Origin of the sequence: Spiribacter halobius (assembly GCF_020883455.1) — a bacterium.
GTDB lineage: Bacteria > Pseudomonadota > Gammaproteobacteria > Nitrococcales > Nitrococcaceae > Sediminicurvatus > Sediminicurvatus halobius.
Map to the genome: position 1 here is coordinate 603,649 of NZ_CP086615.1, position 19,190 is coordinate 622,838.

The 19,190-nt window shown below is 72.2% G+C and carries 21 protein-coding genes; 8 read left to right on the forward strand and 13 right to left on the reverse strand.

The window, feature by feature from the left end; genetic code table 11:
* Positions 1 to 39: 39 nt before the first annotated feature.
* Genes LMH63_RS02760 through ccoN form a run of 10 tightly spaced genes read right to left on the reverse strand, consistent with a single transcriptional unit; the run spans position 40 to position 8,814 of the window.
* Positions 40 to 726, reverse strand: coding sequence for a sulfite exporter TauE/SafE family protein (locus tag LMH63_RS02760; RefSeq protein ID WP_109679050.1), 687 nt, complete (start codon positions 724 to 726; stop codon positions 40 to 42).
* On the reverse strand, positions 723 to 902 hold the full coding sequence (gene ccoS / locus LMH63_RS02765) for a cbb3-type cytochrome oxidase assembly protein CcoS (RefSeq protein ID WP_109679051.1): 180 nt from the start codon (positions 900 to 902) through the stop codon (positions 723 to 725). Before ccoS ends, LMH63_RS02760 begins: the two co-directional genes overlap by 4 nt.
* Entirely contained in the window at positions 899 to 3,517 is a 2,619-nt protein-coding gene (locus tag LMH63_RS02770; protein WP_158280394.1) for a heavy metal translocating P-type ATPase, read from the reverse strand. The genes ccoS and LMH63_RS02770 overlap by 4 nt, the downstream gene beginning before the upstream one ends.
* Complete coding sequence (locus LMH63_RS02775) at positions 3,514 to 4,020, reverse strand: FixH family protein (RefSeq protein ID WP_158280395.1); 507 nt, start codon at positions 4,018 to 4,020, stop codon at positions 3,514 to 3,516. Before LMH63_RS02775 ends, LMH63_RS02770 begins: the two co-directional genes overlap by 4 nt.
* Positions 4,020 to 5,438 (reverse strand): cytochrome c oxidase accessory protein CcoG, encoded by a 1,419-nt coding sequence (gene ccoG, locus LMH63_RS02780; RefSeq protein WP_308443948.1) that lies wholly within the window; start codon positions 5,436 to 5,438, stop codon positions 4,020 to 4,022. Before ccoG ends, LMH63_RS02775 begins: the two co-directional genes overlap by 1 nt.
* A gap of 1 nt (position 5,439) precedes the next feature.
* The gene (locus LMH63_RS02785; protein ID WP_109679053.1) at positions 5,440 to 5,715 is read right to left on the reverse strand and encodes a hypothetical protein; all 276 of its coding nucleotides are present in this window, start codon (positions 5,713 to 5,715) and stop codon (positions 5,440 to 5,442) included.
* Positions 5,696 to 6,613: a cytochrome-c oxidase, cbb3-type subunit III gene (gene ccoP, locus LMH63_RS02790; protein ID WP_109679054.1), complete on the reverse strand. Its 918-nt coding sequence runs from the start codon at positions 6,611 to 6,613 to the stop codon at positions 5,696 to 5,698. The genes LMH63_RS02785 and ccoP overlap by 20 nt, the downstream gene beginning before the upstream one ends.
* Positions 6,610 to 6,771 carry a cbb3-type cytochrome oxidase subunit 3 gene (locus LMH63_RS02795; protein ID WP_109679055.1) on the reverse strand — a complete coding sequence of 54 codons (162 nt, stop codon included), beginning with the start codon at positions 6,769 to 6,771 and terminating at the stop codon, positions 6,610 to 6,612. Before LMH63_RS02795 ends, ccoP begins: the two co-directional genes overlap by 4 nt.
* Entirely contained in the window at positions 6,771 to 7,376 is a 606-nt protein-coding gene (gene ccoO / locus LMH63_RS02800; protein ID WP_109679056.1) for a cytochrome-c oxidase, cbb3-type subunit II, read from the reverse strand. The genes LMH63_RS02795 and ccoO overlap by 1 nt, the downstream gene beginning before the upstream one ends.
* 13 nt (positions 7,377 to 7,389) lie before the next feature.
* Complete coding sequence (gene ccoN, locus LMH63_RS02805; RefSeq protein WP_109679091.1) at positions 7,390 to 8,814, reverse strand: cytochrome-c oxidase, cbb3-type subunit I; 1,425 nt, start codon at positions 8,812 to 8,814, stop codon at positions 7,390 to 7,392.
* 134 nt (positions 8,815 to 8,948) lie between these two features.
* On the opposite strand from ccoN, the gene LMH63_RS02810 reads away from it, so the two are divergent.
* From LMH63_RS02810 to LMH63_RS02845, 8 genes are all read left to right on the forward strand, one after another.
* On the forward strand, positions 8,949 to 9,149 hold the full coding sequence (locus tag LMH63_RS02810; protein ID WP_109679057.1) for a SlyX family protein: 201 nt from the start codon (positions 8,949 to 8,951) through the stop codon (positions 9,147 to 9,149).
* Between the two features lie 97 nt (positions 9,150 to 9,246).
* Positions 9,247 to 9,822 carry a YfaZ family outer membrane protein gene (locus tag LMH63_RS02815; protein ID WP_158280396.1) on the forward strand — a complete coding sequence of 192 codons (576 nt, stop codon included), beginning with the start codon at positions 9,247 to 9,249 and terminating at the stop codon, positions 9,820 to 9,822.
* A 200-nt stretch (positions 9,823 to 10,022) separates the two neighbouring features.
* Positions 10,023 to 10,862, forward strand: coding sequence for a 3',5'-cyclic-AMP phosphodiesterase (gene cpdA, locus LMH63_RS02820; protein WP_109679059.1), 840 nt, complete (start codon positions 10,023 to 10,025; stop codon positions 10,860 to 10,862).
* 5 nt (positions 10,863 to 10,867) lie between these two features.
* Complete coding sequence (locus LMH63_RS02825; RefSeq protein WP_109679060.1) at positions 10,868 to 11,962, forward strand: hypothetical protein; 1,095 nt, start codon at positions 10,868 to 10,870, stop codon at positions 11,960 to 11,962.
* Between the two features lie 75 nt (positions 11,963 to 12,037).
* Positions 12,038 to 12,208, forward strand: a complete 171-nt coding sequence (locus LMH63_RS02830) for a rubredoxin (RefSeq protein ID WP_109679061.1) — start codon at positions 12,038 to 12,040, stop codon at positions 12,206 to 12,208.
* Positions 12,209 to 12,422: 214 nt separating this feature from the next.
* Positions 12,423 to 13,055 carry a thiamine phosphate synthase gene (gene thiE / locus LMH63_RS02835; RefSeq protein ID WP_109679062.1) on the forward strand — a complete coding sequence of 211 codons (633 nt, stop codon included), beginning with the start codon at positions 12,423 to 12,425 and terminating at the stop codon, positions 13,053 to 13,055.
* 321 nt (positions 13,056 to 13,376) lie between these two features.
* Positions 13,377 to 14,666 (forward strand): glutamate-1-semialdehyde 2,1-aminomutase, encoded by a 1,290-nt coding sequence (hemL, locus tag LMH63_RS02840; protein ID WP_109679063.1) that lies wholly within the window; start codon positions 13,377 to 13,379, stop codon positions 14,664 to 14,666.
* 30 nt (positions 14,667 to 14,696) lie between these two features.
* On the forward strand, positions 14,697 to 16,649 hold the full coding sequence (locus LMH63_RS02845) for a phosphatase PAP2 family protein (protein ID WP_109679064.1): 1,953 nt from the start codon (positions 14,697 to 14,699) through the stop codon (positions 16,647 to 16,649).
* Between the two features lie 54 nt (positions 16,650 to 16,703).
* Here LMH63_RS02845 and LMH63_RS02850 read toward each other — a convergent pair whose 3' ends face one another.
* From LMH63_RS02850 to LMH63_RS02860, 3 genes are read right to left on the reverse strand one after another with little or no spacing between them, the layout of a single operon-like run.
* On the reverse strand, positions 16,704 to 17,306 hold the full coding sequence (locus tag LMH63_RS02850) for a flavin prenyltransferase UbiX (RefSeq protein WP_109679065.1): 603 nt from the start codon (positions 17,304 to 17,306) through the stop codon (positions 16,704 to 16,706).
* Positions 17,303 to 18,652 (reverse strand): UDP-N-acetylmuramate:L-alanyl-gamma-D-glutamyl-meso-diaminopimelate ligase, encoded by a 1,350-nt coding sequence (gene mpl / locus LMH63_RS02855; RefSeq protein WP_229332703.1) that lies wholly within the window; start codon positions 18,650 to 18,652, stop codon positions 17,303 to 17,305. Before mpl ends, LMH63_RS02850 begins: the two co-directional genes overlap by 4 nt.
* Positions 18,649 to 19,155 carry a hypothetical protein gene (locus tag LMH63_RS02860; protein WP_229332704.1) on the reverse strand — a complete coding sequence of 169 codons (507 nt, stop codon included), beginning with the start codon at positions 19,153 to 19,155 and terminating at the stop codon, positions 18,649 to 18,651. The genes mpl and LMH63_RS02860 overlap by 4 nt, the downstream gene beginning before the upstream one ends.
* Between the last annotated feature and the right edge of the window lie 35 nt (positions 19,156 to 19,190).

A 19,190-nucleotide genomic window follows, 5' to 3' on the forward strand; every position in this document is an offset into this window, starting at 1 on the left:
GGGGGGCCGACGATTCGCGGCGAGGGCGCCGCTCCTACTTCAATGCCCGCCGGCGAGCAGGCCCTGGAGCGGGAACACCGCCGTCCAGGCACCCAGCAGCACCACCGCCAGACCCGCCGAGCGCCGCAGGCCGGCGTGGCCGAGCACCCGCCCGAGGCGGCCGCCGGTGGCGCCGAGGGCGGCCATGGCCGGGATGGTGCCGAGGCCGAAGGCGAGCATGAATCCGGCCCCCTGGCCTGCGCTGCCGAGGCCCGCCGCGGTGAGCGCCATGGCATAGACCAGGCCGCAGGGGAGCCAGCCCCAGAGCGCGCCGAGGGCGATGGCCATGCCCGGATGGCGCACCGGCATGCAGCGCCGCGCCAGCGGTGCGATGTACTGCCACAGGCGCAGCCCGGCGTTCTCCAGCGGCGCCAGCAGCCGCCAGCCGGTAACGAGTTGCACGCCCACCAGCATCATCAGCGCGGCGGCGAGCAGGCGCAGCGCCGGGGCGGCGGCGCCCAGCCCGGCACCGATGCCGGCCCCGAGCAGGCCTGCCAGGGCGCCGATGAGGGTGTAGCTCAGCACGCGTCCGGTGTTGTAGCCGAGCACGCAGGCGAACCCACGCCCGCCGGGTGCCGCGGCACCCCCGAGGGCGGCGCTGATGCCGCCGCACATGCCGAGGCAGTGGCCGCTGCCCGCCAGCCCTGCCACCAGGCCGGCCAGCAGGGTGGGGTCGGCGGGCGTCATTCCCGCTCGCGCTCCTCCGGGGCCTCCGGCGGGCGGCGCTCGTCGTCCAGCAGCACGCGCCACGCGGGGCTGTCCAGATCGTCGAACTGGCCGTTGCCCACCGCCCACAGAAAGGCGCCGATGGCGATGGCGAGCAGCACGAGGCCGAGGGGTATGAGGACGAACAGGATGTTCACGAGGTCGCCTCCTGCAGGGCGGGGGCGGCTGGCGTTTCGCGATCCGGCGCGCGGCGGGCCAGGCGCGTGGCGTTGAGCACCACCAGCACCGAGCTTGCCGACATGCCGATGGCCGCCGCCCAGGGCGGCACCTGGCCGAGGGCGGCCAGCGGCAGTGCCAGGGCATTGTAGCCGGCCGCCCAGGCGAGATTCTGGCGGATGACGCCCCGCGTGCGCCGGGCGAGCCGGACCGCCTCCGCAAGCCCCGCCAGCCGCTCGCCCACCAGCAGCAGGTCGGCGCTGCCGTGGGCGAGGGCGGCGCCGCTGCCCATGGCCACCGACACATCGGCGCCGGCGAGGACGGGTGCGTCATTGACGCCGTCTCCCACCATGGCCACGGCGCCGTCGTCGCGCTTGCGCGCGAGCACGGCAAGCTTGCCGGCGGGGTCGAGGCCTGCGTGCCAGTCATCGATGCCAAGGCTCCGCGCCACCGCAGACACCGGACCGCGGGCGTCGCCGCTGGCGATGCTCACCGCGAGCCCGGCCTCACGCAGGGCCTCTACCGCGGCCGCCGCCTCCGGGCGCGGCTCGTCCTGCAGGCGGAAGCGCGCGAGCAGGCCGGCTTCCGTGCCGAGCATGACGACCGTGGCGCCATCGTCCTGCCCAGCCGGCGCGGTGATGCCGGCTAGCCCGCACATCTCACCGATTCGCGGCTGCGGGCGCGGATCTGGCGGGCAGTCCGGCGTTGCGCTCGGTCCGGGTGCTCGACGTACTCTCAAGTACGCCTGCGCGCCCGGACTCTCCCGCGCCTTGTCCTGCCCGCCATCTCCACGCCCTCGCTTCGCGAATCGGTGAGATGTGCGGGCTAGGGCGGCCACCCAGTCCGGGCGCCCCAGGCGCAGGCGCTGCCCCTGCCAGCGGCCCTCGACGCCCGCTCCCGGAATGCTCTCGATGGCCTCGATGCCGTCGGCGCGGGCCTCGCCGTCGAAGGCACGGGCCAGGGGATGCCCCGCCTCGGCCTCCAGGGACGCGGCCAGCGCGCGGCATTCGGCCTCCGGCAGCGCGCCCAGAGGGGTGGTGGCGGTCAGCGTGATGCGCCCGCGGGTGAGGGTGCCGGTCTTGTCCAGCACCACCTGGCGGATGCCGGCGAGGCGCTCGAGGGCGTCGGCGCGGGCCACCAGCAGCCCGTGCCGGGCGAGGCCGCTGGTGGCGGCGACCAGGGCCGAGGGTGTGGCCAGCGAGAGCGCGCAGGGGCAGGTGATGACGAGCACCGCCAGCGTCACCTCGAAGGCGCGCCCGGGGTCGATCTGCCACCAGGCGAGCGCCGTCGCTCCGGCGGCGAGCAGCACCGCCAGCACGAAGTAGCGGGCGGTGTGGTCGGCAAGCCGGGCCACCCGCGGGCGCTCCGCCTGGGCGCGCTCCAGCAGCCGCATCACCGACGACAGCACGCTGTCGGCGCCGAGCCGGGTGACGCGGATCTCCAGGGCGCCGGCGGTATTGGTGCTGCCGCCCACCACCACGTCGCCGGGGCCGCGATGGCGGGGCAGGGGCTCGCCGGTGAGGAGAGACTCGTCCAGGTGGCTGTGCCCGGCGAGGACGCAGCCGTCCGCCGGTACCGCCTCGCCGGGGCGCACGCGAAGCCGGTCGCCGACGCGCAGCGCGGCGAGCGGCACGCGGGCCTCGCCGTTCCCGTCCAGACGCAGCGCCGTGGCCGGCAGCAGCCGGCCGAGGGCGGTGCTCGCCCGGCCCGCGCGCTGGCGGGCGCCGAGCTCCAGGAAACGGGCCAGGGTCAGGAAGAAGACGAACATCGTGACCGAGTCGAAGTAGACCTCGCCCTGCCCCTGCACCGTGTGCCAGAGGCTCGCCAGGTAGGCGCCGCCGACCGCCAGCGCCACCGGCACGTCCATGCCCGGGCGGCGCGCGCGCAGATCGCGCCAGGCGCCGCGGAAGAAGGGCCAGCCGGCGTAGAGGGCCACCGGCGTGGCCACTAGGGCACTCACCCAGCGCAGCAGGGTCTCGATGGCGGGGTCCATGCCCTGGTGGATGCCGCCGGCGTAGAGGCCGACGGCGTACATCATGACCTGCATCATGCCGAGCCCGGCCACCGCCAGCCGCCGCAGCGCGGCCCGCCGTTCCCGCAGGGCGGCCGGTGTGTGCTCGCCGGGGGTGAGGGGGTGGGGGCGGTAGCCGAGACCGTCCAGCCGGGCGAGCAGCGCGCCGAGCCCGGTGCGGGCCGGATTCCACACCACCAGAGCCCGCGCCGTGGCGGGGTTGACGCTCACCTCGCGCACCCCCGGCGCGCGCCCCAGCAGGTGCTCGATGAGCCAGCCGCAGGCGGCACAGCGCAGCCCCTCCAGCAGCAGCACCACCTCCCGGGCGCCGTCGGCACGCGTGCGCACGCTGCCGCTCTGGGCGGCGTCGGCGTCCCAGGCGCTCCAGTCCTCGCCGCCGGCCTGCTCGGGCCGTGGCGCCGGGGCGCTGCGGAAACGGTAGAAATCCTGCAGTCCGGCGCCGGCGATCAGGGAGGCCACCGCGGCGCAGCCGGCGCAGCACACCGGCTGCGCCTCGCCGCTGACGACCACCGTGCGCGGCTTGCCCGCCGGCAGCGGCTCGCCGCAGTGGTAGCAGCCGCTCACCGCGGCTCCGCGGCCCCGAGACGGGCGCGGGTCGCGCCCGCGGGGAGCCGCTGCTGCAGCCGCCAGGCGCCGTCCGCCGGTTCCAGTACCAGGTAGTGATCGGCCCCGAGCGCGGCCGGAAGCCGGCCCTGATAGCGGTCGCCGTCCACCCGCACCAGGGTCAGGCGCTGGTCCTGCTGGCCGCGGGTGGCATGGGCCAGGGTGAGTCGGATCTGCGCCGGCTCGCCGTGGGCGCCGTGGAGACGCACGCTGAGGGTGCCGCCCTCGGCGGGCAGGGCAACGCTCGCACCGATGCCGCGGCGCTGCGCGGCCTCGAGCGCGGCCTCGGCATTCTGGTAGCGCAGACCGACGCGCTGGAAGTCCCCCACCACGAGGCTGTCCGCGTGCTGCGTGGCGATGATCACGGTGGCGGTGCCGGCGACCACCGCCACCAGCGGCGGCACGATGACGAACCAGGCCCAGAACTGCCGGTACCAGGGGGCGCTGTGGGTGGTGGCGGACATCAGAAGTCCCTCCCGACGGGGGTGCGGAAACGGGTGGTCTCGCTGCCGGTAATGCCGGCATCGTCGGTGCTCCGCACGCGCACGGTGATCTCCTCGCCCCCCGGGTTCTCCGCCGCCGCCGGCGGCAGCTGCACACGGGCCGCGAGGGTGCGCGTCTCGCCAGCGGCCACCCGGACCTCGGGCGGGTCGGTCTCGATGCGGATGCCTTCGGGGCCGGTGACGCTGAAGCGGTAGCTGTGCGCCGTGTCGTGCATGTTGGTGAGCTTGAAGGTGTAGCTGTTCTCGATCAGGCCCTCGTCGGTCTCCCGGTAGAGGGTGTTGCGGTCGGTGAGGATGTCCAGGCGCACCGGCTCGCGCAGGGCGAGGCCGGTGGCGCCGGCGGTGGCCAGCGCCAGCAGCAGCACCAGGTAGACGATGGTGCGCGGGCGCACGACGCGGCTCGGCTTGCCCTCCAGGGCGTTCTCGGAGGTGTAGCGGATGAGCCCGCGCGGGTAGTTCATGCGGTCCATCACCGAGTCGCAGGCGTCGATGCAGGCCGCGCAGGCGATGCACTCGTACTGCAGGCCGTCGCGGATGTCGATGCCGGTGGGGCAGGCCTGCACGCAGAGGTTGCAGTCGATGCAGTCGCCAAGGCCGACGCTCTTGGGCTCGACGCCGCGCTTGCGCCCGCCCCGCGGCTCACCGCGGGCCTCGTCGTAGGAGATGATGAGGGTGTCGCGGTCGAACATCGCCCCCTGGAAGCGGGCGTAGGGGCACATGTAGAGGCAGACCTGCTCGCGCAGGAAGCCCGCATTGCCGTAGGTGGCCAGGCCGTAGAAGCCCATCCAGAAGGTTTCCCACGGTCCCAGCTCGAAGGTCAGCAGGCGGGCGCCGAGCTCGGTGATGGGGGTGAAGAAGCCGACGAAGGTGAAGCCGGTCCAGGCCGCGAAGGTCACCCAGAGCACCTGCTTCGCGCCCTTGCGCAGGATCTTCTCCCGGTTCCAGGGGCCGCGGTCGAGCTTCATGCGCTTCGCGCGCCCGCCCTCGGTCCACTGCTCCATCCACAGGAAGACCTCGGTCCAGACAGTCTGCGGGCAGGCATAGCCGCACCACACGCGCCCGAACAGGGCGGTGACGAAGAACAGGCCCAGCGCGCAGATAACCAGCAGCAGCGTGAGATAGAAGAAGTCCTGCGGCCAGAAGGTCAGCCCGAAGATGTGGAACTGGCGCGCGGGGAGGTCGAACAGCACCGCCTGGCGGCCGCCCAGCTGCAGCCAGGGCAGGCCGTAGAACACGCCGAGCAGCAGGAAGACCATGCCGGTGCGCAGATTCTGGAAGCGGCCCTTGACCTCCCGCGGGTACACCTTCTGGTGCGCCTCGTACATGGAGACCGCCTCCGGCTCGGCCTGGGCCTTGCGGGCCTGCCCGCGTGCGCTCATCTCAATCGCCTCCCGGGCGGCTTTCCGGCGGGCGTACCAGCAGCACGGTGAGCGCGCTGGAGGCGGACGCCACCGCCCAGAACATCAGGAATCCGATGCTGTAGCCGGCCGTGCGGCCGATCTCCCACTCCGGCAGGGTCTGCAGGCGCAGGGTCTCGGGGTCGATGCCGGAGAAGAACAGCAGGCTGGCCACGCCCGCTGCCAGAAACCCCGGCCAGAGCACCGCGCCCAGCAGCCACAGGCGGCTGGCCTGCCGGTCATTCGCCGCGATTGCCATCACGCGCCTCCTCGCCCCCGGAGAGGCGGTAGACGTAGGCCGAGACCAGGTGCACGCGGTCCTCGCCCAGGGTCTCGGCGAAGGCCGGCATCTGCCCCTGACGGCCCTGGTGCAGGGTCTCCTCGATGGTGGCGAGGGAGCCGCCGTAGAGCCAGTAGTCATCGGTGAGATTGGGCGCGCCCACCTGCGGGTTGCCCTGGCCGTTGGCCCCGTGGCAGCCGATGCAGAGCTGCTGGTAGTGGCGCTCGCCGCGGCGGATCAGGTGATCCGGCGCCTCGCGCCCATTCAGGCTGTAGACGTAGGCGGCGGTGGCCTCGATGGCGGATTCGTCGAGCTGGGCGCCGAACGCAGGCATCACGGCCTGACGGCCGTTGAGCAGGGTGTGACGGATGTCCTCCGGCGCGCCGCCCCACTGCCAGGCGGTGTCCGCCAGATTGGGGTAGCCCCGCGCGCCGCGGCCGTCGGAGCCGTGGCAGGTGGCGCAGTTGTTGGCGAACAGCCGCCCGGCGGTGGCCATGGCGTCGTCGTTCTCCGCCAGCGCGGGGATCGGCGTCGCCGCGTACCCCGCATAGAGCGGTGCGAGGCGCTCCTCCGCGGCGGCGACCTCGGCCTCGTAGCGTTCGTACTGGCTCCAGCCGAGCAGGCCGTCGAAGCTGCCGAGGCCGGGCATGAGCAGCAGGTAGATGAGCGCCACGACGATGGAGCCGTAGAACAGCCACAGCCACCAGCGCGGCATGGGTCGGTTGTACTCGGTGATGCCGTCCCAGGCGTGCCCGGTGGTCTCCTCGGCGGCGGCCTCGCCCACGCGCGGCCTGGCGGTCCAGCGGATCAGCCACCAGCACGCGGCGATGTTGCCGAGGGTGAGGACGATGATGAAGCTGCTCCAGAAGATGCTCATGACTGCTCATCCCTGTTCTGGCGCGACGCCGGGGGCTCGTCCTCGAGGGGCAGCCGAGCGGCCTCCTCGAAGTCCCGCCGCCGGCGGCCGCTGTAGGCCCAGATGACGATGCCGAGGAAGATCAGCATCAGTAGTCCGGTCATGATCCCGCTCAGCATCACTGCCCCTCCCCGTACTGGCCGAGCCCCTGCAGGTAGGCGATGAGCGCCTCCATCTCGGTGACGTCCTCGAGCTCCCGTGCGGCCTGGATGTCCTCATCGCTGTAGGGCACGCCGAGCCGGTCGCGCTGGGCGGCCATGCGTCCCGCCAGGGCATCGCCGTCCACCGTGCGCTCGGCGAGCCAGGGGTAGGCGGGCATGTTGGACTGCGGCACCACGTCCCGCGGGTTCATCAGGTGCACGTAGTGCCACTGGTCGGTGTAGCGGCCGCCCACCCGGGCCAGGTCCGGCCCGGTGCGCTTGGAGCCCCACTGGAACGGCCGGTCGTAGACGAACTCGCCGGCGCGGGAGTAGTCGCCGTAGCGCTCGGTCTCGGCGCGGAACGGACGGATCTGCTGGGAGTGGCAGTTGTAGCAGCCCTCGCTGACGTAGACGTCGCGCCCGGCGAACTCGATGGCCGGGTAGGGCTCGACGCCCTTCAGCGGCTGGGTCGTCTGGTTGGCGAACAGCAGCGGCACGATCTCCACCAGCCCGCCGATGCTGATGACGATGAAGATCAGCACCCCCATCAGGCCGACGTTCTTCTCGACGATTTCATGGGACATGGCGGTGATCTCCTCAGGCGCTCTGGGCCGCGGCGGCGGCTGCTGGGGCGCGCTCGGCCAGCGGGCGGATGGTGCGCCAGACGTTCCAGCCCATGATCAGCATGCCGGCGAAGAACAGGACCCCGCCGAGCAGGCGCACGGCGTAATAGGGGTAGGTGGCGGCGATGGACTCGATGAAGCTGTAGGTGAGCGTGCCGTCCTCGTTGACCGCCCGCCACATGAGCCCCTGCATGACGCCGGCGATCCACATCGAGGCGATGTAGAGCACCACGCCGATGGTGGAGACCCAGAAGTGGAGGTTGATCGCCGGCACGCTGTACATCTGCTCGCGGTTCCAGAGCCGCGGCACCAGCATGTAGATCGAGCCGATGGTGATGAACGCCACCCAGCCCAGCGCCCCGGAGTGGACATGGCCGATGGTCCAGTCGGTGTAGTGGGAGAGGGCGTTGACGGTGCGGATGGACATCATCGGCCCCTCGAAGGTGGACATGCCGTAGAACGACAGGCTCACCACGAGGAAGCGGATGATCGGGTCGTCGCGCAGCTTATGCCAGGCCCCGTTGAGGGTCATGATGCCGTTGATCATGCCGCCCCAGGACGGCGCCAGCAGGATCAGCGAGAACACCATGCCGAGGGACTGGGCCCACTCCGGCAGCGAGGTCCAGTGCAGGTGATGCGGCCCGGCCCACATGTACACCGAGATCAGCGCCCAGAAGTGCACCACCGACAGCCGGTAGCTGTAGATCGGGCGCCCGGCCTGCTTGGGCACGAAGTAGTACATCATCCCGAGGAAGCCGGCGGTGAGGAAGAAACCCACGGCGTTGTGGCCGTACCACCACTGCACCATGGCGTCGACGGCGCCGGCATAGATCGGGTAGGACTTGGTGGCCGAGACCGGAATCGCCAGGTTGTTGACGATGTGCAGCATCGCCACGGCGACGATGAAGGCGCCGTAGAACCAGTTGGCGACGAAGATATGCTTGATCCGGCGCCGCACGATGGTGCCGAAGAACACCACCGCGTAGGCCACCCACACCGCGGTGATCAGCAGGTCCAGCGGCCACTCCAGCTCGGCGTACTCCTTGCTCTGGGTGATGCCGAGCGGCAGGGTGATCACGGCGCCGACGATGACCGCCTGCCAGCCCCAGAAGGTGAAGGCGGCGAGACGGTCGCTGATCAGCCGCACCCCGGAGGTGCGCTGCACCACGTAGTAGGAGGTGGCGAACAGGGCTGAGCCGCCGAAGGCGAAGATCACCGCGTTGGTGTGCAGTGGTCGCAGGCGGCTGTAGGTCAGCCACGGCAGATCGAAGTTCAGCGCGGGGAACAGCAGCTGGGCGGCGATGAGCACGCCGACCAGCATGCCGACGATGCCCCAGACCACCGTCATGACGGTGAACTGGCGCACTACGCGATCGTTGTAGGCAGGCGTCATATCCATGATCTTCGTTCCGGTGATGGCCTGGCGAACGGGGCGGCAGGAGCCGGTTTCCCTGTCGCGCATTCTCGGTGCCGGGCCGCCCGGGGTTATTGATCCAGGTCAAACCCGCCCGGGGGGCGGGGAGGAGGAGTGCGATGGAGGAGCAAGACGAGCGCCTCGAGCGACTGGAGGGCCGCGTGGCCTTCCAGAGTCAGGATCTGGAGCAGCTGGATCAGAGCCTGGCCGCCCAGCAGCGCGAGATCGAATCCCTCTCCGCACGGGTGTCAGCGCTGGAGCGCCTGCTGGCGCGGCTCGACCCTTCGCTGTTCCAGGATGGTGCGCCGCCACGGCAGTGACGCCGCCGGCGGGGGGCCTGCACGCCGCTCCCGTGCCAGGGAGAGAACGCGTATCATGCGCTGCTGCGCGACCACGGACACCGGAAGGAGGCCCTGCATGCGGCTGCGTCAACTCGCCCTGATCCCGCTCGCCCTCGGCGTGACTGCCGGGCCGGCAGCGGCCACGTCCATCGACTTCAATCTGAGCGGCGATGCCGCCAAGCTCTCCTTCATCCAGCCGCTCGCCCCCGAGGGCCTGGAAGTGGGCGGCGGCTGGCTCCACCACGAGGATGACGGCGATATCCTGGAGGCGGAGCTGCATCTGGTGGATGACGCCAATCCCACGCGCGGCGCCCTGGAGCTCGGCGTCGGCGGCAAGGTGGTGGCGGTGAACGACGACGAGCGCGACGCCGACGGCGGGGCGCTGGCCATCGGCGGCAAGTTCCTCTACACGTGGCCGACCTTCAATCGCTTCGGCATCGGCGGCCACGCCTACTTCGCCCCTGGGGCGACTTCCGCCAGCGACATCGACGGCTACCAGGAGCTCGCCCTGCGCGCGGAGTATCGCGTGCTGCGCACGGCGAGCGCCTATATCGGCTACCGGGACGTCGAGCTCGACTACGACGGCCGCCGCTTCGGCGACGACCGCAGCTTCGACGACGGGCTCTACGCCGGCGTGCGCATCAGCTTCTGATCGGCGCCCGCCCGCGCGCCTTGCGCGCGCGGGCTTGCCGTATCGCGGCTATGAGTCTGCGCCGCAGCCGGGAGACGTTCTGCGGCGCAGACTCCTGGCTCGGCAACGCCGATGCCGCCGGCAACTTGTGACCGCCGCGGCAGAAATGCGCCCGGGAGCCCGCCCATACTTCGGGCACAACCCCAGGCCATGGCGGAGCGATGAGCGGCGACCACTCCCCCCATCAGGTAAGCGCAGCGGGCACCCGAACCCAGCTGCGCCTGCTCCAGATCACCGACACTCATCTGTTCGCGGACACCCGCGCGCAGCTCGCCGGCGTCGATACCGAGGCCACGACCCAGGCGGTGCTGGAGCATCTGCGGTGGGCCGAGGCACCGGCGGATGTCCTGCTGCACACAGGCGATCTCGTGCACGACGGGTCCGAGGCGGCCTATCGCCGGCTCAAGCAGCGCCTGGAGGAGTTCGGCGTGCGCGGTCTGGTGATGCCGGGCAACCACGACGCCCCGGCCATGCTGCAGCGCCTCTACGCCCACGGCCGGGTGACCTGGGCCCGCAACGCCGTCCTCGGCAACTGGCAGCTCATCACCCTGAACACCTTTACCGGCAATGGCGCCGGCGGGCACCTCACCGCCGCCGAGCTGGACGCCCTGGACCGCTGCCTCGTCGCCGAGCCGGAGCGGCACGCGCTGGTCTGCCTGCACCACCATCCGGTGGCGATGGGCTGCGAGTGGATCGACGGCATAGGCGTCGACAACGGCGAGGCGCTGTTCCGCGTCCTCGACCGCCATCCGCAGGTGCGCGGCGTCGTGTGGGGCCATGTGCATCAGTCCTTCGACGACGAGCGGCGGGGCGTGCGCCTGCTGGCCACCCCCTCCACCGGGCTGCAGTTCCGCCCCGGCTCGCGCGAGTTCGCTGTGGACGACCGTCCCCCGGGCTACCGCTGGCTGCATCTCGACGCCGATGGCGGCATCGACACCGATGTCGTGCGGCTGCCGGCGGCCATGCACGACGTCGATCTCGAGTGCGGCGGCTACCGTTAGCGACGATGAGCGAGCGTCGCGCGGCCCCGGACAGCCTTACCGAGCGTCTCCAGGCGGATCTGGAGAAGACCCAGCTACGCCTGGAGGAGGTCGCGGCCTACTACCGTGGCGAGCTCGAGGCCTCGCGCCAGCGCGCCGAGGACGAGGCCGTGCGCGTCCAGGCGGCGGAGGCCGGGCGTCGCCGTCGGGCCGAGGAGCAGGTGGCCTATCTCAAGGGCGAGCTCAAGGCCGCGCGCGCGGATGCCGAGCACGCCCAGCGCCGCTACCAGGAGCTGCGCCAGCGCCTGGATGACGTCGAGCGCTATGCCGAGGCCCGCAACCAGGAGGAGATGAAGGGCTTCCAGGAGGCCGCCCGGGCTGCCTGGCGGACCGCCGAGGAGGAGGTGGAGCGGCTCGACCACGAGCTCAGCGATCTGCAGCGGCGCCTGGAGCAGGAGCGCGAGGAGCGCCATCAGGTGGAGCGCGCCTACGAGCAGCTCGAGGAGCGCCATCAGCTCGCCGAGGAGGAGCGCCGCCGCCTGATCGCCCGGCTGAAGCGGGCGCTGAAGATGTCCGAGGCCCGCCGGGGGGAGCTCACGCGGCAGCTGGCCGCGGCCGGCACCGCCGCGGCCGACGGCCAGAGCGGCGCTACCATCCGCGGCGAGCAACGCGTCGAGGTGGATCCCGAAGCCGGCTGGGGCAGCCAGTCCCTCGGCGCCGGCAGCGACTTCTCCGACGAGTTCCTGATGGCCGAGGCGGACGAGTCGCTGACGCCGCAGCAGCGGGCCGCCCGGCGTGAGGCGGAGGCGCGGGCGGCGGATTCCGCCCCCGAGGTGTCCGACCAGGAGGCCGAGACCCTGATGATGCAGCTCGCCGTGGATCAGCGGGTTGAGGAGCGCCGCCGCGCGGCGACGCCGGTCTCCGCGGCGGCGCCACCGACGGCCTCGCCGGCCCCCGCTGCAGCCCGTAGCGCCCAGGCGCCTGCCCGTCCCCGTGGCCGCGGTGGCGCCGCCGCGGCGCAGCAGTCCCGCGCCGACGGCGTCCTCGCACAGTGGAAGTGGCCGGCGCTTGCCGCCCTCGTCTGCGTGGCCGCCGGCGGCGTGGCCCTCGCCCTCCTCTGATGGCCGCTTTCCTCGCCCCCGCCGAGGGATTAGGGTAGGCGCCTTCGTGGCAAACCCGAGACGGGAGACGAGGGGATGGAATACCGGTCCTGGATGTGTGTGGTCTGCGGCTGGATCTACGAGGAGGAGGAAGGCCTCCCCGAGGAGGGCATAGCCCCGGGCACGCGCTGGGAAGACATCCCCGACGATTTCGTCTGCCCGGAGTGCGGGGCGAGCAAGTCGGACTTCGAAATGATCGAGATCTGACGCGGCTTTGGCTGCGTCCGGTCTCGATCATTTAGTTCAAAGTTCCAAGTTCAAAGTTCAAAGACCACGACACACCGGACACCGTAACGCGCCTTGCCAACGACGGTGGCCGGTGCGGACTTTGAACCTTGAACTTGGAACTTTGCACTCAGGCCGGCGGTTCAGGTCGGCGACGTTGAAGCGTGCGACTGCTTTAGCCGGGTGATTCCCGACGATGACCTCCCCCATCCGAGGCCTGTACGCCATCACCGACTCCGCCCTCCAGCCTCCCGAACGGCTGGTGGATGCGGTGGCGGCGGCGGTGCGGGGTGGGGCGCGGGTGGTGCAGTATCGGGACAAGTCCGCGGACCATGCCCGGCGGCGGAAGGAGGCCGCGGCCCTTGCGGCGCTTTGCCGTCAGGCCGGGGCCTGCTTCATCGTCAATGACGACATCGAGTTCGCCGCGGCCGTCGGCGCCGACGGGGTGCACGTGGGCCGTGACGATGCCGAGCTCGCCGCCGCCCGGGCGCGGCTCGGGGGCGAGGCCATCATCGGCGTCTCCTGCTACGACGATCTCGAACGCGCCCGGCGGCTCGCCGCGGCCGGGGCGGACTATCTCGCCTTCGGCAGCGTCTTCCCCTCCGCCACCAAGCCGGACGCCGTGCGCGCCCCACTGGGCCTCTTCCGCGAGGCGCGCGCCTTCACTCAGCTGCCGCTGGTGGCCATCGGCGGCATCGATGCCGGCAATATCGCCGAGGTCGCCCGCGCCGGCGCTGATGCCGCCGCAGTGATCCGGGCGGTGTTCGGGGCGGACGACGTCGAGGCGGCGGCGCGGCGGCTAGCCGCCAGTTTCGAGCTCCGGGTTTAGGCAGCCGTAGGTCGGCAAGCGCGAAGCGCTCGCCGACGGCCGCGCGAAGCGCGGCATAGGGATTCGCCTGCCGGCGTGTCGGCGAGCGCTTCGCGCTTGCCGACACGCCGGCTACGGCGACTGGCAATGACCTTCCAGGGGAGAGGAGCAGGTGGCGTAGCGTCGATCGCGAGCGAATCGGTAGCCTGTGCGGGAGTGTATCATCGGACCCAGCGGTCGGGCCGGCGGCAATGCCGACCCTCAAAGCAAGGACGTTACGGCGCCGCTTCCCGACCTTGAACCTTGAACCTTGAACCGTGAACTTTGAACTCTGAAGGCCTTATGCCCACCCGCTCCGAACAGCTCTTCACCGAAGCCCGGCAGCATCTCGTCGGCGGCGTGAACTCTGCCGTGCGCGCCTTCCGCTCCGTCGGCGGTACGCCGGTGTTCTTCCGGCGCGGCGAGGGCGCCTGGCTGGAGGACGTGGACGGCAGGCGCTACGTCGACTACGTCCTCTCCTACGGCCCGCTGGCGGTGGGCCACGCGCACCCCGAGGTGGTGCGGGCGATCCAGGAGACCGCGGCGCTGGGCACGAGCTTCGGTGCGCCGAGCGAGCTGGAGAACGTGCTGGCCCGTTCGGTGAAGGGGCTCATGCCCTCCATCGAGCGCATCCGCATGGTCAACTCCGGCACCGAGGCCTGCATGAGCGCGGTGCGCCTGGCCCGCGGCTATACCGGCCGCGACCGGATTCTCAAGTTCCAGGGCAACTACCACGGTCACGTGGACGCGCTGCTGGTGCAGGCCGGCTCCGGCGTGCTGACCCTGGGTATCCCGGGCTCGCCCGGTGTGCCGGCGGCGGTGACGGAGACCACCGTCACCGCCCCCTACAACGACCTCGAGGCCGTGCGCGAGGTCTTCCGGGAGTACGGCGACGAGCTCGCCGCGGTCCTGGTGGAGCCGGTCTCCGGCAACATGAACTGCATACCCCCCGTGCCGGGCTTCCTCGAGGGCCTGCGGGAGCTGTGCGACGCCAGCGGCGCGCTGCTGGTATTCGACGAGGTGATGACCGGGTTCCGCGTCTCCCTCGGCGGGGCGCAGGAGCGCTTCGGGGTGCGCCCGGACCTCACCTGCCTCGGCAAGGTCATCGGCGGCGGACTGCCCGTGGGGGCGCTGGGTGGCCGGGCGGAGGTCATGGACCATCTGGCGCCCACCGGGCCAGTCTATCAGGCGGGCACCCTGTCCGGAAACCCGCTGGCCATGGCGAGCGGCATCGCCACCCTCGACGTGCTCGGGCGCGAGGGTGCCCATGCCGCCGCCGAGGCGGCCACCCGGGAGCTGGTGGAGGGGCTGCGGGCGCGGGCGGAGGCCGCCGGCATCCCGCTCAGCACCCATCAGGCGGGCACCATGTTCGGGCTGTTCTTCACGGAAACCGATCCCGTCACCGGCTTCGACGATGTCGCCGCGGCCGATGCCGAGCGCTTCCGGCACTTCTTCCACGGCATGCTCGAGGCCGGCGTCTACCTCGCCCCCTCCGCCTTCGAGGCCGGCTTCGTCTCCACTGCCCACGACCGGGTCGCGCTGGACCACACCCTCGAGGCCGCGGAGCGGGTGTTCGCCGGCCTGCCCCGCTGAGGCCCGGCCCCGCCCCGCGGGCCCTGCGCCATGAGCCAGTGGGCGGACACCCTGGCGCCGTTGCTGGCCTGGATCGGCGCGCATCCGCACTGGGCTGGCCTGATCGTTGCGCTGATCGCCTGCGCGGAGTCGCTGGCGCTGGTGGGGCTGTTCGTGCCCGGGGCCGTGCTCATGTTTGGCGCCGGCGCGGTGATCGGCAGCGGCGAGCTGGCGCTGGCGCCGATGGTGGCATGGGCGGTTGCCGGGGCCGTGGTCGGCGACGGCGTGAGCTTCTGGCTCGGCTGGTACTACCGCGACCGGCTGCGCGGGTTCTGGCCTTTTAGCCGCTACCCGGGGGCGCTCGCCCGGGGTGAGCAGTTCTTCCTCCGTCACGGCGGCAAGAGCGTGATCATCGGTCGCTTCGTCGGTCCGGTGCGGCCGATCATTCCCGCCGTCGCGGGCATGCTGGGCATGCCGGCGCCGCGGTTCCTGGCTGCCAACGTCGCCTCGGCCCTGGTCTGGGCACCGGCCTACCTGCTCCCGGGCATGGTGTTCGCGGCCTCCCTGAGCCTCGCCGCGGAGGTGGCGGGCCGGCTCGTGGCCCTGCTGCTGCTCACCGGAGCCGGCCTGTGGGCACTTATCTGGGGAGCGCGGCGTGCCGAGCGGCCGCTGCGCTTCGGTGGTCAGCGTATCGCAAGGGGCGTGGGCCGCCGGCCGCCGGCGGGCATCCCCGGCCTGCTGCTCCGCCCCGGTCACGCAGCCCTGCGCGGCCTGCGTCACCGCCCGGGGCGCTTCTGGTGGGTGGCGCTGGCGGTGCTGCTCGCCTGTGTCCTGGACGTGGCCCTGTGGCCCGTGCCGGCGGACTGGGAGCGGGCGGCGCTCGCCATGGCGGACGCCTATCGCAGCCTGCCGGCCCGTGACGCCTGGTGGCTGGTCACCCAGCTCGGCGGCACCCTGCCCATCGTGCTGGCGACGCTGGCGGGGAGTGCCGTGCTCGCGCTCGCCGGCCGGCGGCACGAGGCGCTCTCGCTGGCCGCCGCCGTGGCGCTGGCCAAGCTGCTCGGCTACGGCATGAAGGCCCTGCTGGCCGTGCCGCGCCCCAACGGCCTGACGGCCACCGAGGGCTTCTTCTACGCCTTTCCCAGCGGCCACGCGACGGGCATCGCCGCCGTGGTGACGGCGCTGCTGGTGCTGGGCGCGCCGGCAGCGCGGGGACGGGTTCTGGCGTTCCTCGCCGGAGTGCTGCTGGTGCTGACGGTGGCCGCGAGCCGCGTGGCCCTGGGCGTGCACTGGCCACTGGACGTGCTGGCGGGGATGGCACTGGGGACAGTGGTGGGGGCGCTGCCGGGTCTGCTTGCCGGGCGCTCCGTGCCGGCGCCCTTGCGGCGGCGGGTGCTGACCATGGCGACGGTGGGGCTGCTGGGCGGCGCCGCACTGACCGCACTGAGCGGCTGGCCCGATCCCGTGGCGAGCTATCCGGGGGAGAGCAGACCGCCCCGTGTCGAGGCGGATGCCTGGTGGCGCGGTGAGCTCGCGATGCCGGCCCGTCGCCAGGGACTGGGCGGGCGCGAGGGCGCTTTCCAGGCCGCCTGGCTTGGTGGCGAGGCCGCCCCGGCGGGGTTCGCCGCCGCCGGCTGGTCGGCGCCGGCGCCCTGGGACTGGCGGGGGGCGCTGCTCTGGCTGAGCCCGCGGCCCGATGCGCTGCGCCTGCCACCGCTGCCGCGCTGGCATGCCGGGCGGCTGCCGGAGGCCGTGCTGGTGCGGCCGGAAGGCCCCGCCGAGCGAAGGGTCCTGCGGGCCTGGGTCGCGGCACGCACCGACGAGGGCCCGCTGTGGCTGCTCCAGGTCGAGCGCGAGCGGCTGCAGGCGGGGCCGCTGTTCCTGAGCGTGGAGGCCGTGGCAGACACCTCGGAGCCCGGGACCACCCTGGCCGATCTCGCGGCCCGGACCGGCTACGATGGCCGCGAGGGGGAGATCGCGCGCTACCGGCCCAGCGAAAACTAGCCCGCATATCTCACCGATCCGCGCGCGCAGCCGTGAATCGGTGAGATATGCGGGCTAGTCCCCCCAGCGCGGGGCCAGCGTCTGGGGCATGCCGAGGCGGTCCAGGACGCGGGCGACGACAAAGTCCACCAGCTCGTCCAGGGACTGCGGACGATTATAGAAGCCGGGATTGGCCGGGAGGATGAGTGCACCCATGCGGGCCAGGCGGAGCATGTTTTCCAGGTGGATCTCGGAGAGCGGCGTCTCGCGGACCACCAGGGTGAGCTCGCCGCGCTCCTTGAGCACCACGTCGGCGGCGCGCTCGATCAGGCCCTCGCTGGTGCCCGCGGCGATGCGGCCGAGGGTGCCGGTGGTGCAGGGGCAGACCACCATCTGCCGGGGCGCGCCGGAGCCGGAGGCCACCGGCGCGGTCCATGCGCGCGGGCCGAACACCTGGAGCTGTCCCTCGCGGGCGCCGTAGCGCTCCCCGAGGGCCGTGGCAATGTCGCCGGCGCGGGCGGGGAGGGTGACGTCCTCCTCCATCTTCAGCACCAACCGCCCGGCCTCGGAGATGAGCAGATACACCGGGCGCCCGGCCGCGAGCAGGCATTCCAGCAGGCGCAGGCCATAGCGCCCGCCGGAGGCACCGGTGATGGCAAGCGTCACCGGTGCGCTCATGCCTGCGCGCCTCCGGTCCGCAGCGCGGCGAGAAGCCGCTCGTGGATGCCCTCGAAGCCGCCGTTGCTCATCACCAGAACGGTATCGCCCGCATGGCATTCGTGGACGATGGCGGCAATCAGGGCGTCCACCGTGGTTGCCGTGCGGGCGCGCTCGCCGAGCGGCGCCAGCGCTGCCGCGAGATCCCAGTCGAGCCCGGATGGCTCGAGGACGAAGGCCAGATCGGCGCCGGCCAGGGCGTCGGCGAGCTGCCCGCGGTGGACACCCTGGCGCATGGTGTTGGAGCGCGGCTCCAGGACCGCCAGCAGCCGGCCGCTGCGCCCCGCGGCGAGCGCCCCAATGGTGGCGGCGATGGCGGTGGGGTGGTGGGCGAAGTCGTCCAAGACCTCCACGCCGGCCGCACGGCCCCGGGACTCCAGCCGTCGCCGGATGCCGCGAAACCCGGCCAGCGAGGCGGCGCCCTGCGCCAGGGGGACGCCGGCGTGGCGGGCGGCGAGCAGGGCAGCGGCCGTATTGCGGGCATTGTGGGCGCCGGGCAGGGGCGGCGTGAAGGGCAGGTCCTGCAGGTGCCAGTCCCCGTTGTCGGCGCCGAGCCGCCAGTCGTTGTCGGCGCCGGTGCCGAAGCGCGTCTGCACGCTCCAGCAACCCATCTCCATCACCACTTCCAGGGCGGCATCGTCGCCGTTCACGAGGATCTGGCCGCTGCCGGGGACAGTGCGCACCAGGTGATGGAACTGCCGCTGGATCGCGGCAAGATCGGGGAAGATGTCCGCATGATCGTACTCCAGGTTGTTGAGCACCAGGGTTCGCGGACGGAAGTGCACGAACTTGGAGCGCTTGTCGAAGAATGCGCTGTCGTATTCATCCGCCTCGATCACGAAGAACGGGCCCTCGCCGAGCCGTGCGGAGACGCCGAAGTTGCCCGGCAGCCCGCCAATCAGGAAGCCCGGCGCCAGCCCGGCATCCTCCAGCAGCCAGGCGAGCAGGCTGGCGGTGGTGGTCTTGCCGTGGGTGCCTGCCACCGCCAGCACCCAGCGCCCGCGCAGGACATGCTCGGCCAGCCACTGCGGGCCGGAGGTGAACGGCAGGTCGCGCTCCAGCACCGCCTCCACGCTGGGGTTGCCCCGGGACAGGGCATTGCCCACCACCACACAGTCCGGGGCCGGCTCCAGCGCGGCCGGATCGTAGCCCTCGGTGACGTCGATGCCCTGGTCGGCCAGCAGCGTGCTCATGGGCGGGTAGACGCCGGCGTCTGCTCCGGTGACGCGGTGTCCCGAGGCCCGGGCCAGCAGCGCCACGCCGGCCATGAAGGTGCCGCAGATACCGAGGATATGGACGTGACTCACGAGCCGAGCACCATGCGCACGAACAGCGTTGCCCCGAAGGTGTAGGCGAGGGCGACCATCACCCCGGCCCCCATGGCGACGGACAGGGCATGGCGGAAGATGTGGCCGACCACCGCCAGGTTCCAGAAGAGCAGGCCGATAAAGACGAGCACCGCTGCGGGCGCCTCGCTCTCCGGCGCGCCCGACAGGCGCAGCAGCGGCAGGGCCACGGCGGTGATCAGGGCGTCCGTGCCGAACAGCGCCGTGGCGGTCTGCACGAACCGCGCCCCGAGCCCCCGCAGCTGCAGGACCGCATAGGCAAAGGCGGCGTTGAAGCCGATCAATACCAGCAGCTGCAGCGCCGGGTCGCTCCCGGGGCTGAAGGTGCTGATGGCCGGATAGCTCACCGCGGCCGCCACCGCGGCCGTGAGCCCCACGAGGGCGGGCGAGTAGGGCACATCCTGTGGCCCCGCGCGCAGCAGGGCGATGTCCAGCAGGCTGCGGAGCAGCAGGTCGAGGCGCATGGACGCTCCGGCGCTGGCCTGGGCATGACGTTTGC

Excerpts from the sequence above, each read along its gene's own strand:
- LMH63_RS02830 (WP_109679061.1), top strand. The coding sequence starts at position 12,038 with ATGGAATACCGGTCCTGGATGTGTGTGGTCTGCGGCTGGATCTACGAG.
- LMH63_RS02850 (WP_109679065.1), bottom strand. The coding sequence starts at position 17,306 with ATGAGCGCACCGGTGACGCTTGCCATCACCGGTGCCTCCGGCGGGCGC.
- LMH63_RS02775 (WP_158280395.1), bottom strand. The coding sequence starts at position 4,020 with ATGTCCGCCACCACCCACAGCGCCCCCTGGTACCGGCAGTTCTGGGCC.
- ccoP (WP_109679054.1), bottom strand. The coding sequence starts at position 6,613 with ATGAGCATCTTCTGGAGCAGCTTCATCATCGTCCTCACCCTCGGCAAC.
- LMH63_RS02845 (WP_109679064.1), top strand. The coding sequence starts at position 14,697 with ATGAGCCAGTGGGCGGACACCCTGGCGCCGTTGCTGGCCTGGATCGGC.
- LMH63_RS02760 (WP_109679050.1), bottom strand. The coding sequence starts at position 726 with ATGACGCCCGCCGACCCCACCCTGCTGGCCGGCCTGGTGGCAGGGCTG.
- thiE (WP_109679062.1), top strand. The coding sequence starts at position 12,423 with ATGACCTCCCCCATCCGAGGCCTGTACGCCATCACCGACTCCGCCCTC.
- LMH63_RS02825 (WP_109679060.1), top strand. The coding sequence starts at position 10,868 with ATGAGCGAGCGTCGCGCGGCCCCGGACAGCCTTACCGAGCGTCTCCAG.
- LMH63_RS02815 (WP_158280396.1), top strand. The coding sequence starts at position 9,247 with ATGCGGCTGCGTCAACTCGCCCTGATCCCGCTCGCCCTCGGCGTGACT.
- ccoG (WP_308443948.1), bottom strand. The coding sequence starts at position 5,438 with ATGAGCGCACGCGGGCAGGCCCGCAAGGCCCAGGCCGAGCCGGAGGCG.
- LMH63_RS02785 (WP_109679053.1), bottom strand. The coding sequence starts at position 5,715 with ATGGCAATCGCGGCGAATGACCGGCAGGCCAGCCGCCTGTGGCTGCTG.
- ccoN (WP_109679091.1), bottom strand. The coding sequence starts at position 8,814 with ATGGATATGACGCCTGCCTACAACGATCGCGTAGTGCGCCAGTTCACC.
- ccoO (WP_109679056.1), bottom strand. The coding sequence starts at position 7,376 with ATGTCCCATGAAATCGTCGAGAAGAACGTCGGCCTGATGGGGGTGCTG.
- hemL (WP_109679063.1), top strand. The coding sequence starts at position 13,377 with ATGCCCACCCGCTCCGAACAGCTCTTCACCGAAGCCCGGCAGCATCTC.
- LMH63_RS02795 (WP_109679055.1), bottom strand. The coding sequence starts at position 6,771 with ATGCTGAGCGGGATCATGACCGGACTACTGATGCTGATCTTCCTCGGC.
- cpdA (WP_109679059.1), top strand. The coding sequence starts at position 10,023 with ATGAGCGGCGACCACTCCCCCCATCAGGTAAGCGCAGCGGGCACCCGA.
- LMH63_RS02810 (WP_109679057.1), top strand. The coding sequence starts at position 8,949 with ATGGAGGAGCAAGACGAGCGCCTCGAGCGACTGGAGGGCCGCGTGGCC.
- LMH63_RS02860 (WP_229332704.1), bottom strand. The coding sequence starts at position 19,155 with ATGCGCCTCGACCTGCTGCTCCGCAGCCTGCTGGACATCGCCCTGCTG.